This is a genomic window from Dokdonella sp. GW821-FHT11D02 (genome assembly GCF_058808595.1).
This window is the reverse complement of record NZ_CM179520.1, coordinates 1,739,233-1,753,758: the sequence shown is the minus strand read 5'-3', so window position 1 is coordinate 1,753,758 and position 14,526 is coordinate 1,739,233. Positions and strand designations below refer to the sequence as shown.

Below are 14,526 nucleotides of genomic sequence, written 5' to 3'. Positions count from 1 at the left end.
ATCTTGTCTTCATGGATGCCCGCCTTCGCGGGCATGACGCCATGAAGATCGGTTGGCTTACTTCAGTTCATCGAGAATCTGATCGACCTTCTGCAGCGTCAGCTTCTCGTGGTAGTGGCCGTTGACCACCATCATCGGCGCGCCGCAGCAGGCAGCCAGGCATTCCTCTTCCCGCTTGAGATAGATGCGGCCGTCGGCGCTGCTCTCGCCGAGCTTGATGCCGTACTTCTTCTCGCAATGGCGCACGATGTCTTCGGCGCCGTTGAGCCAGCAGGAAATGTTGGTGCAGATCGCGACGTTGTTGCGCGCGACCGGCGTGGTCTCGAACATCGAATAGAACGTGGCGACCTCGTAACCCCAGATCTGCGGCAGACCGAGGTACTTCGTCACCGCCGTGATCAGCTCGTCGGTCAGATGGCCGCCGTTCTGCTCCTGCGCCGCCCACAAACCCTGGATCAGCGCCGAGCGCTTGCGGTCGGGCGGAAACTTCGCGACCCAATGGTCGATGTGCTCGCGCGTGTGCGCGTTCAGCTCGACCAGCGGATCGACGTCCTTGACCGCTTCGTAGGTGCCGGTCGCCTTCATCGATCAACTTCTCCGAATACGACGTCGTAGGTGCCGATCATCGCGACCACGTCGGCCAGCATGTGGCCGCGCACGATTGCGTCCATCGACGACAGATGCACGAAGCTCGGCGCGCGGCACTTCAGGCGGAACGGCTTGTTGGCGCCGTCGGAAACCAGATAGATGCCGAACTCGCCCTTGGGTGCCTCGACCGCGGCGTAGGTCTCGCCGGCCGGCACCGAATAGCCTTCGGTGAACAGTTTGAAGTGATGGATCAGCGCTTCCATGTCGTCTTTCATCTCGACACGCGAAGGCGGCACCACCTTGTAGTTGCGCGCCATCACCGGACCGGGATTCTTGCGCAGCCACTCCACGCACTGCTTGATGATGCGGTTGGACTGGCGCATCTCTTCCACGCGAACCAGATAGCGGTCGTAGCAGTCGCCGTGCACGCCGACCGGAATGTCGAAGTCGACCTCGGCGTACTTCGCATAGGGCTGCTTCTTGCGCAGATCCCATTCGATGCCCGAACCGCGCAGCATCGGACCGGACATGCCCCAAGCCAGCGCCTGCTCCGGCGGGATCACACCGATGTCGACCGTGCGCTGCTTCCAGATGCGGTTGCCGGTCAGCAGCGTTTCGTATTCGTCGACGCGGCGCGGAAAGTCGGCGGTGAACGCGTCGAGGAAGTCGAGCATCGAACCGCCGCGCCATTCGTTCAGGCGCTCGAGATCCTTACCCTTGTGCCACTTCGACTCGCCGTACTTGGGCATCTGTTCGGGCAGGTCGCGGTAGACGCCGCCGGGACGGTAGTAGGTCGCGTGCATGCGCGCGCCGGACACCGCCTCGTAGCAGTCCATCAATTCTTCGCGTTCGCGAAACGCGTACAGGAACACCGCCATCGCACCGAGATCGAGCGCGTTCGAGCCGAGCCACATCAGGTGGTTCAGGATGCGCGTGATCTCGTCGAACATCGTGCGGATCCACTGCGCCCGCTCCGGCGCCTCGACGCCGAGCAAAGTTTCGATGGCGCGCACGTAGGCGTGCTCGTTGCACATCATCGAAACGTAGTCGAGCCGGTCCATGTAGCCGATCGACTGATTGAACGGCTTGGATTCAGCCAGTTTCTCGGTCGCGCGATGCAACAAGCCGATGTGCGGGTCGGCGCGCACGATCGTCTCGCCGTCCATCTCCAGCACCAGTCGCAGCACGCCGTGCGCGGCCGGATGCTGGGGGCCGAAATTCATCGTGTAGTTCTTGATTTCCTGCATGGCTTACTTCCCTGCCCCGGCCTTGCGCTCGGCATTTGCCTGCTCGTAGCGCGAGTCGTCGCGAATCGTGCGCGGCACCAGCACGCGCGGCTCGACCGAGGTCACCGGTTCGTACACGACACGCTGCTTCTCGGGGTCGTAGCGCACCTCGACGTTGCCGATCAGCGGGAAATCCTTGCGGAACGGATGGCCGACGAAACCGTAGTCGGTCAGGATGCGGCGCAGATCGGGATGGCCTTCGAACACGATGCCATAGAGATCGAACGCCTCACGCTCGAACCAGTCCACGCTCGGCCACACGCCGATCAGCGAAGGCACGCTCGGCAATTCGTCGTCGGCGCAATGCGCGCGCAGACGCAGGCGATGGTTGTGCTTGACGGACAACAGATGCACGACCACGCCGAAGCGGTGCGGAATGTGTTTTGCGTGCGGACGGTTGGCCCAGCCGAAACGGCCGGGACCTTCGCCTTCGACGCCGCGCGAGAACCCTTCCGACGACACGCCGGTGGTGTCCCACTCGGCATCGCCGTAGGACAAGTAGTCGACGCCGCAGAGATCCATCGCCTGCTCGAAATGCAGCTCGGGATCGTCGCGCAGCAAAGTCGCCACGGCGAGCCAGTTCTCCGGCAGCACTTCGATCGTGGTCTCGCCGCCCTGCTCGCTCAGTGTCACGAGCTTCTGGCCGAGCCGCGCTTCGAGCTTCTGCGCGAATTGTGATTTGGCTTCTGTCATCGCTCTCGCCTGCTCAACTTGCACTGACTTCCCTGCCGCCGTTTGCGCTTGCGCCGGCGTGGCGCCTTCGAGTGTTCGCGAAGGCCGCTCGCCCGAGTTTTCAGCGCGCGATCGTGTTGGTGCGACGAATCTTCTTCTGCAACTGCAGAATGCCGTGGATCAGCGCTTCGGCCGTCGGCGGGCAGCCGGGAACGTAGATGTCGACCGGCACGATGCGATCGCAGCCGCGCACGACCGCATAGGAATAGTGGTAATAGCCGCCGCCGTTGGCGCAGCTGCCCATCGAGATGACCCACTTCGGGTCGGGCATCTGGTCGTAGACCTTGCGCAAGGCCGGCGCCATCTTGTTGACCAGGGTGCCGGCGACGATCATCACGTCGGACTGGCGCGGACTGGGGCGGAAGATCACGCCGTAGCGATCGAGATCCAGGCGCGCGGCGCCGGCATGCATCATCTCGACCGCGCAACAGGCGAGTCCGAAGGTCATCGGCCACATCGAGCCGGTGCGTGCCCAGTTGATCAGTTCATCCAAGCGTGCGGTGGCGAAGCCGCGCTGGATCAGCGGGTTGTCTTCACCCGGGCGCAGGATGTCGTCGACGACGTTGACCGGCGCCGGGTTGTGCATCGTCTCGCCGATGCGATCGATCACTCCCATTCCAGCGCTCCTTTCTTCCAGACGTAGACAAAACCGAGCACCAAGAGCGCGAGGAACATGCCCATCTCGACCAGGCCGAGCAGGCCGAGCTGACTGAACACGGTTGCCCACGGAAACACGAACGCGATTTCCAGATCGAAGATGATGAACAGGATCGCGATCAGGTAGTAGCGCACGTCGAAACGCATGCGCGCGTCTTCGAAGGCTTCGAAGCCGCATTCGTAGGGCGTGTATTTCTGCGCCTGCGGCCGCTTCGGACCGAGCAGATTGCCGATTACGATCAGCGCGATGCCGACGATCGCGGTGACGACGAGGAACAACAGCACCGGTAAATACTCGGTGAGCACACACACCTCCGCGCCTGGCGACGCATCAGCGATCGCTCCGGCCGGGCCGGGCGACGACGGTAAAGAAGATCGGGCGAAACCGCTGCAGTGGTATTTCACTGCAGCGCGATCGACCGATTATGGTGCCCAAGAGAGGACTCGAACCTCCACGACTTGCGTCGCTACCACCTCAAGGTAGTGCGTCTACCAATTCCGCCACCTGGGCACAGCTTACTTTCCGTCCTTCCCCCCAGCCTTCGGCGCATCTTTCGCCGGCGTGCTGGCGGCCGGCTTGTCGCCGGTCGCCGCGGGTTTGTCGGCGGCTTGAGCGGGCGTCGGCTGCGGCTTCTCGGGAGAAGCTGCGGGCACCGCCTGCGGCACTTCGCCATTGGACGAAGGTGCTGCCGGGGCAGGTGCCGCCGGAGCCGGTTTCGCCTCGGTGGCGACACCGGACATCAGGCCCAGATCGTCCGCTGCGACAGGGGCTTGTACCCCGACGCGGCTCGCGTAAATGCCCATGCCGAGGCTGAGCAGGAAGAACAAACCGGCCAGGACCGCCGTGCTGCGCGACAAGAAGTTCGCCGAGCCGCGCGCACCGAAAACGGTCGCCGACGCGCCGCCACCGAAGCCCGATCCCGCCGCGGCGCCAGCGCCGCGCTGCAAAAGGATCAGGACGATCATGGCGATCGCGATCAGCACATAGAAGATGTTTGCAACGATGGACAACATAAGCTGGAAGCTCTTTACCTTCGCGCGGCCTGACCGATGGCGATGAAATCCGACGCCACCAGCGAAGCCCCGCCGATCAATCCGCCATCCACATCGGGTTGGCCGAACAATTCGGCCGCATTGGCGGGTTTGACGCTGCCGCCATATAAAAGCCGCAGCGAGTTTGCGATTGTAGCATCGAGGCGAACGAATTTGTCACGGATGAACGCATGCACCGCCTGCGCCTGCTCCGGCGAGGCGGTCAGACCGGTGCCGATCGCCCACACCGGTTCGTAAGCGACCACCGCCTGCGCGAACGCGGCGATGCCGGCACGCGCGACCACCGCATCGAGCTGGCGCGCGATCACCGCTTCCGTGGTGCCGCCTTCGCGCTCGGCGAGCGTTTCGCCGACGCAAAGGATCGGCACCAAGCCGGCGGTCTGCGCGGCGACGAATTTCGCTGCCACCAGATCATCCGATTCGGCGTGGTACTGGCGGCGCTCGGAATGGCCGACCAGCACGTAGCGGCAACCGATGTCCTTGAGCATCGCGCCGGCGACCTCGCCGGTGTAGGCGCCCTGCGTGTGCGCGCTCAGATCCTGCGCACCGAACGCGATGGCGCTGGCGCCGTGCAATACGACCAGGCCGTCGAGGTACGGAAACGGCGGCAGCACGGCGATCTCGACGTGCGGCGGCAGCGCCGCCGCGATCGCGCCGACCAGTTCGAGCGCGCTTGCGCGCGAACCGTGCATCTTCCAGTTTCCGGCAACCAGAGAACGGCGCATGAGCATCCCGAGCCTTGCGAAGGCGCGCAGGATAGCCAGCGACCATCGAGTCGACAACCGACACACTTACCGTGCGCTCGCGTTGCGTTAGGCTGCGCCCCACTACTACGGGAGATCGCGGCCGATGAATGGGGCTCACGCACTGGTCACCGGCGCCTCGGCCGGCATCGGCAGCGCTTTCGCGCGCGAGCTGGCCGCACGCGGCCAGGCTCTGATTCTGACCGCGCGCCGCACCGACCGCCTCGACGCGCTGGCGGCCGAGCTGCGTCAGCAACACGGCGTCGACGTGCAGTGCCTGCCTGCGGATCTGGCCGATCCGCAGGCGCCCGAGCAGCTGTGCGAGGAGATCGCTCGACGCGGCCTCGCCGTCGAGATGCTGGTCAACAACGCCGGCTACGGCGTCACCGGTACGTTTCTGGCGCGCGACTGGGCCACGCATGCCGCCTTCATCCAGGTCATGATGACGGCGCCGACCGAGTTGTGTCACCGCCTGCTGCCGGGCATGCGAGCTCGCGGCGGCGGTCGCATCGTCAACGTCGCTTCGCTCGCCGGCCTGCTGCCGGCGCCGGCCGGCCACACGCTGTACGCCGCCTCGAAGGCCTATCTGATCAAGTTCTCGCAAGCGCTGTCGTTGGAGAACCGTGCGCACGGCGTCAAGGTCTGCGCGCTCTGCCCGGGCTTCACCTATTCGGAGTTCCACGACGTCAACGGCGCGCGCGCGCTGGTCAAGGACATGCCGAAATGGCTGTGGATGGAAGCCGAACCGGTGGTGCGCGAAGCGCTCGCGGCGCTTGAACGCGGCGACGCCGTGCACGTCAGCGGCGGCGTCAATCGCACCATCAAGCGCTTCTTCAAACTCTTGCCCGACCGTCTCGCTTTGCGTCTGATCGATCGCCGCGGCAAGGATTTCCGCGTCGCCGACGAAGCGGGGCCATCGCCGCGTTGACGCGGCTGTCGCACTGACCTCATCGTAACTGCGCAAATTGCCGGAGTATCCGATGCCCAATCCGCTTACGGGCCCCTTGCTGCGCTGGGCCGAGGGCCTGCGTTTCCCGCGCCTGGCCGCCCTCACCGCCGGTCTGTTCGTGCTCGACCTGGTGATTCCCGACTTCATCCCGTTCGTCGACGAAATCCTGCTCGGTCTCGCGACCCTGCTGCTGACCAATCTGCGCCGGCGCAAGCGGCCGCTGAGGCCGGGCTGAGCATGCGCTACCTGCTTTGTCTCATCGGCGGCGCCCTGCTCGGCGCGATACTCGCCCTCACCGCCGCCAGCTCGTTGCAGCGGCGCAATGCCTGGCCGCGCGCGATCATGACCGTGATGCAGCACGAACTGGCGGAGGCACGCAAATCGGCGCGGCCGGGCCAGTGCACCGATGCGGCGATGCAGGAGGCAAAAGTGCATCTGATCGTGCTCGCCGGCGACCTCGAGCTTGCCTTGATCGAGCCCGGCGCCACCGATCGCGTGCTCGGCCAATACGCGCAGGAGCTGCGCAAGGCCATCGACGCTTGGGACCCCGACATCGAGTGCGCAAGCCAGAGCGCCGCGCTCGGCGCGGTGGCGCAGGCCTGTGACGCCTGCCATCGCGATTACCGCTGAACAGACGCGGCCGCATGGCCCGTTGCCGGCGATTACAGAACTGATTAGTATATTTATGGAGCGCAGCCGCGCCCACCTTCCGAGTTTGTCGATGACCCGCGTCGCCACCCGCCTCGCCGCTGTCGCTGCTGTGCTCGCTTTGGCGAGCTGTTCGATTCCCCCCAAGCCGGATCGCCCGGCGCTGCGCCAGGAAGCGCCGCTGGCCGGCGTCGGCGTCGCGCAGAACGGTGCCTGGCCGGAAACCGAATGGTGGAAGCGCTACCGCGACGAGCAGCTCGATGCGCTCGAAAGCAAAGCCCTGACCAAGGCGCCGACCCTGGACGAAGCGCGCCGGCGCTTCGGCACCGCCCTGCGCTCGATCGACATCGCGCGCGCCGCCGGCGGCGCGTCGGTGCAGGCGAACGCGCAGGTGCAGCGCCTGCGCATGAGCGAGAACGGTCTGATTCCTAGCCAGTTTCTCGGCTTCACCTGGTACAACCAAGGCGATCTCAGCCTGCAGTTCCAGTACGACTTCGATTTCTGGGGCAAGACGCGCGCCGCCGTCGCCGCCGCGGTCGACGAGGCGCGCGCCGCCGAAGCCGAACGCAGCGCGGCCGCGCTGATGCTGACCACCGCGGTCGCCGACACCTACTTCGGCTGGCAGGCCGATCAGAAGCGGCTGGCGTTGGCGCGCGAATCGGTGGCAGCGCTCGAACGCAGCCTGCGCTTGACCGAAAAGCGCGCCGCGCGCGGCATCGATCCGCCCGACCTGGTGCATCAAGCGGCGGCACGGCTCGCCAGCGTGCGCGAAGTCGAAGCCGCCTATGCCGGAGCGGCACCGATTCGTCTCGCCGCGCTCGCCGCCCTGCTCGGCGTCGCACCGGCCGAGCTGCCGACGCTGGCGGCCAAGCCGCTGCCGACGGTCGACGCCGCGCTGCCCGACGACGTCGGCCTCGATCTGCTCGCGCGTCGGCCCGACATCGCCGCCAATCGCTGGCGCGTCGAGGCCGCGTTGCGGCGCGTCGATCAGGCGCGTGCCGAGTTCTATCCGGATGTCAGCCTCGGCGCGATGGCCGGCCTCTCCTCGATCGATCTGGACAAGCTCGCCAATGCCGACAGCCGCGTATTCGGCGTCGGTCCCGCCCTGCATCTGCCGCTGTTCGCACTGAGCCGCCTGAAGGCGCAATACGGCGCCTCGCAGGCGCAGCTCAAAGCCGCCGCCGCCGCGTACGACGCCAGCGTCGTCGACGCCGCGCGCGATGTCGCCACGCAGGCGCTGAGCTTGAAGCAGATCGATGCGCGGCAACGCGAGCGCGAGCGCCAGATCGCGGCGAGCGAAGATCTCAAGCGCACCGCCGATGCGCGTGCGCGACGCGGCCTCGCCGACGACCGCAGCCTGCTCGCCGCGGAAGCCGAAGTGCTGCAACAGCGCGATGCCGCGGCGACCTTGGCGGCCGACGCGATCGCCGCCGAGATCGCGCTGACCAAGGCGCTCGGCGGCGGCTATCGCCTGCGCGAAGCAGGCTCGGTTCCCGCCGATGAGGCCGGCACGGCCGCCGCGTCGACCGACTCTCCCAATTCCCTTCAGTGAGCACGTTCCGATGAGCGACTCCAACACCGACCACTCCGCCGGGGCCGCCGATGCCGACAACGGCAAGGGCAAAGGCAAGCGCCGCCTGATCCTGACGATCATCGCGCTGGTCTTCATCGCCGCCGGCATCGGCTGGTATCTGCTGTATCTGTTCGTATTTTCGCTGCGCGAAGTGACCGACGACGCCTACGTCGCCGGCAACCAGGTGGCGGTCTCGGCGCAGCAGCCGGGCACCGTCGTCGCCGTGCTGGTCGACGACACGCAGCGGGTCGAAACCGGCCAGGCCTTGATCAAGCTCGATCCGACCGATACCCAGGTCAACCTCGCCAAAGCGAAGAGCGCGCTGGCGAACGCCGTGCGCCAAGTGCGCCAGCAGACCGAAATGGCCGGTCAGTACGACGCCGCGATCGTCGCGCGCAAGCTCGATCTCAGCCGCGCCGAAGCGGATCTCAAGCGCCGCCAGCCTTTGCTCGCCGACAAGGCGATCGCACCGGAGGAAGTGGCGCATGCACGCGAGGCGGTCGACACCGCCAAAGCCGCACTCGACTTGGCCACGCGCCAGGCCGCCGCTTCGCACGCTCTGGTCGACGGCACCGAAATCGCCGAGAACGCGTCGGTGCTGCAGGCCAAAGCCGAGTTCCGCGAAGCCTGGATCGCCAACGAGCGCAACGCGATCGTGGCGCCGATCGGCGGCTACGTCGCGCAGCGCAGCGTGCAGGTCGGTGCGCGCATCCAGCCGGGCCAGGCGTTGCTGACGATCATTCCGCTGCACGATTTATGGGTCGATGCGAACTTCAAGGAAAGCCAGTTGCAGCACATCCGCATCGGCCAGCCGGCCAAGATCGAGAGCGACGTGTACGGCGGCGGCATCGAGTATCACGGCAAGGTCGTCGGCCTCGGTGCCGGCAGCGGCTCGGCCTTCGCCCTGCTGCCGCCGCAGAACGCGTCGGGCAACTGGATCAAGGTGGTGCAGCGCGTGCCGGTGCGCATCGCGCTGGAAGAAAAGCAGCTCGAGCAGCATCCGCTGCGCATCGGTCTGTCGACCGCGGTGACGGTCGATACGCACGATCGCTCCGGCAAGGTGCTGGCGGCGACGCCGACCACCACGCCGGTCGCGCAAACCACCGTCTACGAGCGTGACCTGGCCAAAGCCGAAGCCGAGGCGGACACGATCGTCGCCGCGAACCTGCCGACCGCTCGCTGAGGAACCGCCCGCGTGGCCGCCGAACAGGGAAAACCGGCACCGCCGCCGCTGCAGGGCGCGCCGCTGGTGCTGTTGACCATCGCCGTCGCCTTCGCGACGTTCATGGAAGTGCTCGACATCACCATCGTCAACGTGTCGGTGCCGCACATCGCCGGCAGCCTCGGCGTGAGCCCGCAGGAAGGCACCTGGGCGATCAGTTCGTACTCGCTCGCCAGCGCGATCATGCAGCCCTTGTCGGGTTGGATCGCGCGCCGTTTCGGCGAAGTGCGCAGCTTCTGCGTCTCGGCCTTTCTGTTCGTCGCCATGTCGATGCTGTGCGGCCTCGCCACCAGCATGCCGATGCTGGTGGTCGCGCGCCTGCTGCAAGGCGCCGGTTCCGGCCCGATGGTGGCGCTGTCGTTGAGCCTCTTGCTGAATGCGTACCCGAACGAACGCAAGGGACTCGCCCTCGCGCTGTGGGCGATGACGGTGGTGGTGGCGCCGATCTTCGGCCCGATCCTCGGCGGCTATCTGACCGACAACTACTCCTGGCCGTGGATCTTCTACATCAACGTGCCGGTCGGCATCCTCGCCGTGATCGTGACCTGGGCCGTGCTGCGCCATCGCGAAACGACGATCGTGAAGGCGCCGATCGATGCGATCGGACTGATTCTCTTGGTGGTCGGCGTCGGCTGCCTGCAATTCATGCTCGACAACGGCAACGACAAGGACTGGTTCTCCTCGACCTTCATCACCACGCTCGGCATCATCGCCGTGGTCTGCCTGACCTTCTTCGTCGCCTGGGAGCTGACCGACAAGCACCCGGTGGTCGACCTCAGCCTGTTCCGCAAACGCAACTTCGCCGTCGGCGTCGCCGCGATGTCGTTCGGCATGCTCGGCTTCTTCGGCATCAACGTGGTCTACCCGCTGTGGCTGCAGACAGTGCTGAACTACACCGCGTCGTGGGCGGGATTGGCGACCGCGCCGGTCGGCATCCTCGCCTTCCTGCTGTCGCCGGTGATCGGACGCAACATCCAGCGGCTGGAATTGCGCTCGGTCGTCACCTTCGCCTTCGTCGTGTTCGCGATCACCTCGTACTGGTTCGCGATTTTTCCGGACAACGCCTCGTTCGAGCAATTGGTCTGGCCGCGCTTCATCATGGGCATGGCGATTCCGTGCTTCTTCATTCCGCTGAACCAGATCTTCCTGTCCGGCCTGAAGCCGCACGAGATCGCCTCCGCCTCGGGCCTGGCGAATTTCTGCCGCACGCTGGCGGCGAGCATTTCGACCGCGGTCACGGTGACGATCTGGCAGCACCGCGGCGACTACCACCACGCCGTGCTGGCCGAGCATCTGAACGGCGCCAGCGCGGCGACGACCGGCTATCTCGACGGACTCTCGATGCTCGGCGGCCCGGTGCAGCGCAGCTGGGCGATTATCGAAGGCATCGTCACGCGGCAGGCGTTGACGCTCGCGGTCAACGACGTGTTCCTGCTCTGCACCTTCCTGTTCCTGGCGATGATCCCGGTCGTGTGGCTGGCCAAGCCGCCGTTCGGCAATGTCGCCGCGGGGCCCGGCGGTCACTGAGTCCATCACCTCCCCCGCGAGCGGGAGAGGTCAAAGCGCGCAGCGCTTCGGATGAGGGGATCGCAGTGTTGCGCTCCGCTTGCCTCGCCCAGCCCGCTCTCGCAAGCGGGAGACTGGCAAAGCGATGCCGCAGTCCGGCTAGCCGATCAGGACTTCAGCTTGTAGCCGGTGCGGAAGATCCACCACACGATCGCGAGGCACAACGCCAGGAAACCGAGCGTCGCCGCGAGGCTGACACCGACATTGACGTCGGCCTGACCGAAGAAGCTCCAGCGGAAGCCGCTGATCAGATACACCACCGGATTGAACAGCGCGATTTTCTGCCACACCGGCGGCAGCATGCCGATCGAGTAGAACGCGCCGCCGAGAAAGGTCAGCGGCGTGACCACCATCAGCGGGATCACCTGCAGCTTCTGGAAGTCGTCGGCCCAGATGCCGATGATGAAACCGAACAGGCTGAAGGTGACCGCCGTCAGCAGCAGGAAACCGAGCATCCAGAGCGGATGCTCGATGTGGTACGGCACGAACAGGCGCGCCGTGATCAAGATCAGGACACCAAGCATCACCGACTTGGTCGCCGCGGCGCCGACGTAGCCGATCAGCGCCTCCAGATACGACACCGGCGCCGACAGCAGTTCGTAGATCGTGCCCGACCATTTCGGCAGGTAGATACCGAAAGAAGCGTTGGAGATGCTCTCGTTCAAGAGCGACAGCATGATCAGGCCGGGAATGATGAAGGCGCCGTAGCTGACGCCGTCGATGGCGCCCATGCGCGAGCCGATCGCAGCACCGAACACGACGAAGTAGAGCGAGGTCGACAGCACCGGCGAGGCGATCGACTGCGTCAGAGTGCGGAAAGTGCGCGCCATCTCGAAACGGTAGATCGCGCGGATCGCGTGAATGTTCATGCCTTCTCCTCCGCAGCGCCCGAGTGCAACAGTCCGACGAAAATGTCCTCCAGCGAACTCTCGCTCGAATGCAGATCCTTGAACGCGATGCCGTGTTCGCCCAGGCGCCGCAACAGTTCGGCGATGCCGGTTTCCTCGCTTTGCGCATCGAAGGTGTAGACCAGGTTGGCGCCGCCCTCGGACAGCTCCAGCGGCAGCGCGGCCAGTTCGCTCGGGATCTGCGCCAGCGGGCTCTGCAGGGTCAAGCTCAGCTGCTTCTTGCCGAGCTTGCGCATCAAGACGTGCTTGTCCTCGACCACGATCAGCTCGCCGCGCCGGATCACGCCGATGCGGTCGGCCATTTCCTCGGCTTCCTCGATGTAGTGCGTGGTCAGGATGATGGTGACGCCGTCGTCGCGCAGGCGCCGCACCATCTGCCACATGTCGTGGCGCAGTTCGACGTCGACGCCGGCGGTGGGTTCGTCGAGAAACAGAATCTTCGGTTCGTGCGCGAGCGCCTTGGCGATCAGGACGCGCCGCTTCATGCCGCCCGAGAGCGACATGATCTTGCTGTCCTTCTTCTCCCACAGAGAAAGCTCGCGCAGCACCTTCTTCAGATGCGCAGGATCGGGCGGCTTGCCGAACAGGCCGCGGCTGAAGCGCAAGGTCGCCCACACGCTCTCGAACGCGTCGGTGTGCAGCTCCTGCGGCACCAGGCCGATCTTCGCGCGCGCCGCGCGGTAGTCGCGCACGATGTCGTGGCCGTCGGCGAGCACCGTACCGACGCTCGGGTTGACGATGCCGCAGATGATGCTGATCAGAGTGGTCTTGCCGGCTCCGTTCGGCCCGAGCAGGGCGAAAATCTCGCCGCGCCGGATGCTCAGATCGATGTTCTTCAGCGCCTGGAAGCCGCCGGCGTAGGTCTTGCCGAGACCTGAGACCTGGACGATCGGTTCGCTCGCGCCGGTCGCTACCGGCTCGGTCACGCTTCGCATGCAGTCTTCCTTCGGAACGGGGAATGCGGCCGTTATAATTTTGCGATTGTAGACATGGTGCAACCCGGCGCGACTTCAATCGCATGCCGTGCGACGAGTTTCGGCACCCTAGGTGTCGATTCCCGACCCCGCCGTTCGTTCAACCTGCTACTGCCCATCCGACGAGAACCTCATGCCTCATCCAAGCCCCGATACCCCCCACGACTCCCACGGCCGCCAGCGCTGGTTCGCGCTCGGCGTTCTTTGCTTGGGTGTGCTGATGATCGTGCTCGACACCACCGTCGTGAACGTCGCCCTGCCCTCGATCAAGGCCGATCTCAAGTTCAACGATACCTCGCTGGCCTGGGTCGTGAACGCCTACATGCTGACCTACGGCGGCTTCTTGCTGCTCGGCGGACGACTCGGTGATCTGTACGGGCACCGGCGCGTGTTTCTGATCGGCACCGCGGTGTTCACCCTCGCCTCCCTGCTCTGCGGCATGGCGACGACGCAGGGCTTGCTGATTGCCGCACGCGCAGTGCAGGGCCTCGGCGGCGCCGTGGTCACCGCGGTCGCGCTGTCCTTGATCATGGATCTCTTCACCGAACCGGCCGACCGCGCCAAGGCGATGGGCGTGTACGGCTTCGTCTGCGCCGGCGGCGGCAGCATCGGCGCGATGCTCGGCGGCGTGCTGACCGGCTCGCTCGGTTGGCATTCGATCTTCCTGATCAACCTGCCGATCGGCGTCGCCGTGATCGCGCTTTCGCTCAAGCTGCTGCCGGCCGTGCGCGGTATCGCACAAGCGGTGCGCCTCGATGTCGCCGGCGCGGTGTCGGTGACGGCCGCGCTGATGCTGGCGGTCTACGCCGTGGTCAACGGCAACGAGGTCGGCTGGACCTCCACGCGTACCCTGCTCCAGCTCGGCGGTGCCGTCGCCCTGCTCGTGTTGTTCCTCACCATCGAGTCGCGCGTGAGCGCGCCGCTGATGCCACTTGGTCTCTTCCGCCTGCGCAATCTCGCTGCCGCGAACGTCATCGGCGTGCTGTGGGCGGCGGCGATGTTCGCCTGGTTCTTCCTGTCCGCGCTGTACATGCAGCTGGTGCTCGGCTACACGCCGAGCCAGGTCGGTTTCGCCTTCCTGCCGGCCAATCTGATCATGGCGGTGTTTTCGCTCGGCCTCTCGGCCAAGCTGGTCATGCGCTTCGGTATCCGCCTGCCGTTGGCAAGCGGACTGGTGCTGGCGACGATCGGCCTCGCGCTGTTCGCGCGCGCACCGGTGCAGGGAAACTTCCTGATCGACATCCTGCCGGCCATGCTGCTGCTCGGCCTCGGCGCCGGCATCGCGTTCAATCCGGTGCTGCTCGCCGCGATGAACGACGTCGCGCCGAGCGACTCCGGCCTCGCCTCTGGCATCGTCAACACCTCGTTCATGATGGGCGGCGCGCTCGGCCTCGCCGTGCTCGCCAGCCTAGCCGCCTCGCGCAGCAGCGCGCTGACAGCCGCCGGCGCCGATGCGCTGGTCGCGTTGAACAGCGGCTATCGCGAGGCGTTTCTGGTCGGTGCGTGCTTCGCCGCGCTGGCGGCGTTGATCGGCGCGGTGTTTCTGCGTGCGCAGATACCGGCCGCCGCGGTGGCCGAATCCACCGCGTCGTAATCCACAGCGGAACTCGCGAATTTCGGTAGTCGG

General features: G+C 65.9%; 16 protein-coding genes and 1 tRNA gene. 7 read left to right on the top strand and 10 right to left on the bottom strand.

Annotation, left to right across the window (positions count from 1 at the left end; translation table 11 throughout):
• Window positions 1-57 precede the first annotated feature (57 nt).
• The 8 genes from nuoE to tpiA form a co-directional block, all read right to left on the bottom strand.
• Window positions 58-585: an NADH-quinone oxidoreductase subunit NuoE gene (nuoE, locus tag AC3QL3_RS07355; protein ID WP_492897726.1), complete on the bottom strand. Its 528-nt coding sequence runs from the start codon at window positions 583-585 to the stop codon at window positions 58-60.
• A complete protein-coding gene (locus tag AC3QL3_RS07350) occupies window positions 582-1,835 on the bottom strand; it encodes an NADH-quinone oxidoreductase subunit D (protein ID WP_492897725.1) in 1,254 nt (417 codons plus the stop codon). The genes nuoE and AC3QL3_RS07350 overlap by 4 nt, the downstream gene beginning before the upstream one ends.
• A gap of 3 nt (window positions 1,836-1,838) precedes the next feature.
• Window positions 1,839-2,567, bottom strand: a complete 729-nt coding sequence (locus AC3QL3_RS07345; protein WP_492897724.1) for an NADH-quinone oxidoreductase subunit C — start codon at window positions 2,565-2,567, stop codon at window positions 1,839-1,841.
• Window positions 2,568-2,667: 100 nt separating this feature from the next.
• Window positions 2,668-3,222 carry a NuoB/complex I 20 kDa subunit family protein gene (locus AC3QL3_RS07340; RefSeq protein WP_492897723.1) on the bottom strand — a complete coding sequence of 185 codons (555 nt, stop codon included), beginning with the start codon at window positions 3,220-3,222 and terminating at the stop codon, window positions 2,668-2,670.
• Window positions 3,213-3,569, bottom strand: a complete 357-nt coding sequence (locus AC3QL3_RS07335) for an NADH-quinone oxidoreductase subunit A (protein WP_492897722.1) — start codon at window positions 3,567-3,569, stop codon at window positions 3,213-3,215. Before AC3QL3_RS07335 ends, AC3QL3_RS07340 begins: the two co-directional genes overlap by 10 nt.
• 120 nt (window positions 3,570-3,689) lie before the next feature.
• A tRNA-Leu gene (locus tag AC3QL3_RS07330) sits at window positions 3,690-3,774 on the bottom strand.
• A 5-nt stretch (window positions 3,775-3,779) separates the two neighbouring features.
• Window positions 3,780-4,277: a preprotein translocase subunit SecG gene (gene secG / locus AC3QL3_RS07325; protein WP_492897721.1), complete on the bottom strand. Its 498-nt coding sequence runs from the start codon at window positions 4,275-4,277 to the stop codon at window positions 3,780-3,782.
• A gap of 14 nt (window positions 4,278-4,291) precedes the next feature.
• Window positions 4,292-5,041, bottom strand: a complete 750-nt coding sequence (gene tpiA / locus AC3QL3_RS07320) for a triose-phosphate isomerase (RefSeq protein ID WP_492897720.1) — start codon at window positions 5,039-5,041, stop codon at window positions 4,292-4,294.
• A gap of 124 nt (window positions 5,042-5,165) precedes the next feature.
• Here tpiA and AC3QL3_RS07315 point away from each other — a divergent pair, with 124 nt between their 5' ends.
• The 6 genes from AC3QL3_RS07315 to AC3QL3_RS07290 all read left to right on the top strand — a co-directional run bounded on the left by AC3QL3_RS07315 (window position 5,166) and on the right by AC3QL3_RS07290 (window position 10,978).
• On the top strand, window positions 5,166-5,987 hold the full coding sequence (locus tag AC3QL3_RS07315; protein ID WP_492897719.1) for an SDR family NAD(P)-dependent oxidoreductase: 822 nt from the start codon (window positions 5,166-5,168) through the stop codon (window positions 5,985-5,987).
• A gap of 52 nt (window positions 5,988-6,039) precedes the next feature.
• A complete protein-coding gene (locus AC3QL3_RS07310) occupies window positions 6,040-6,243 on the top strand; it encodes a DUF6116 family protein (RefSeq protein WP_492897718.1) in 204 nt (67 codons plus the stop codon).
• A gap of 2 nt (window positions 6,244-6,245) precedes the next feature.
• Window positions 6,246-6,638 carry a hypothetical protein gene (locus tag AC3QL3_RS07305; protein WP_492897717.1) on the top strand — a complete coding sequence of 131 codons (393 nt, stop codon included), beginning with the start codon at window positions 6,246-6,248 and terminating at the stop codon, window positions 6,636-6,638.
• Window positions 6,639-6,729: 91 nt separating this feature from the next.
• Window positions 6,730-8,208: an efflux transporter outer membrane subunit gene (locus tag AC3QL3_RS07300; protein WP_492897716.1), complete on the top strand. Its 1,479-nt coding sequence runs from the start codon at window positions 6,730-6,732 to the stop codon at window positions 8,206-8,208.
• Between the two features lie 10 nt (window positions 8,209-8,218).
• Window positions 8,219-9,412, top strand: coding sequence for an HlyD family secretion protein (locus AC3QL3_RS07295; protein ID WP_492897715.1), 1,194 nt, complete (start codon window positions 8,219-8,221; stop codon window positions 9,410-9,412).
• A 12-nt stretch (window positions 9,413-9,424) separates the two neighbouring features.
• The gene (locus AC3QL3_RS07290; protein ID WP_492897714.1) at window positions 9,425-10,978 is read left to right on the top strand and encodes a DHA2 family efflux MFS transporter permease subunit; all 1,554 of its coding nucleotides are present in this window, start codon (window positions 9,425-9,427) and stop codon (window positions 10,976-10,978) included.
• A gap of 146 nt (window positions 10,979-11,124) precedes the next feature.
• Here AC3QL3_RS07290 and AC3QL3_RS07285 read toward each other — a convergent pair whose 3' ends face one another.
• Window positions 11,125-11,886, bottom strand: a complete 762-nt coding sequence (locus tag AC3QL3_RS07285; RefSeq protein WP_492897713.1) for an ABC transporter permease — start codon at window positions 11,884-11,886, stop codon at window positions 11,125-11,127.
• Entirely contained in the window at window positions 11,883-12,860 is a 978-nt protein-coding gene (locus AC3QL3_RS07280; RefSeq protein WP_492897712.1) for an ABC transporter ATP-binding protein, read from the bottom strand. The genes AC3QL3_RS07285 and AC3QL3_RS07280 overlap by 4 nt, the downstream gene beginning before the upstream one ends.
• Before the next feature lie 172 nt (window positions 12,861-13,032).
• Here AC3QL3_RS07280 and AC3QL3_RS07275 point away from each other — a divergent pair, with 172 nt between their 5' ends.
• Complete coding sequence (locus AC3QL3_RS07275; RefSeq protein WP_492897711.1) at window positions 13,033-14,493, top strand: DHA2 family efflux MFS transporter permease subunit; 1,461 nt, start codon at window positions 13,033-13,035, stop codon at window positions 14,491-14,493.
• Window positions 14,494-14,526 lie beyond the last annotated feature (33 nt).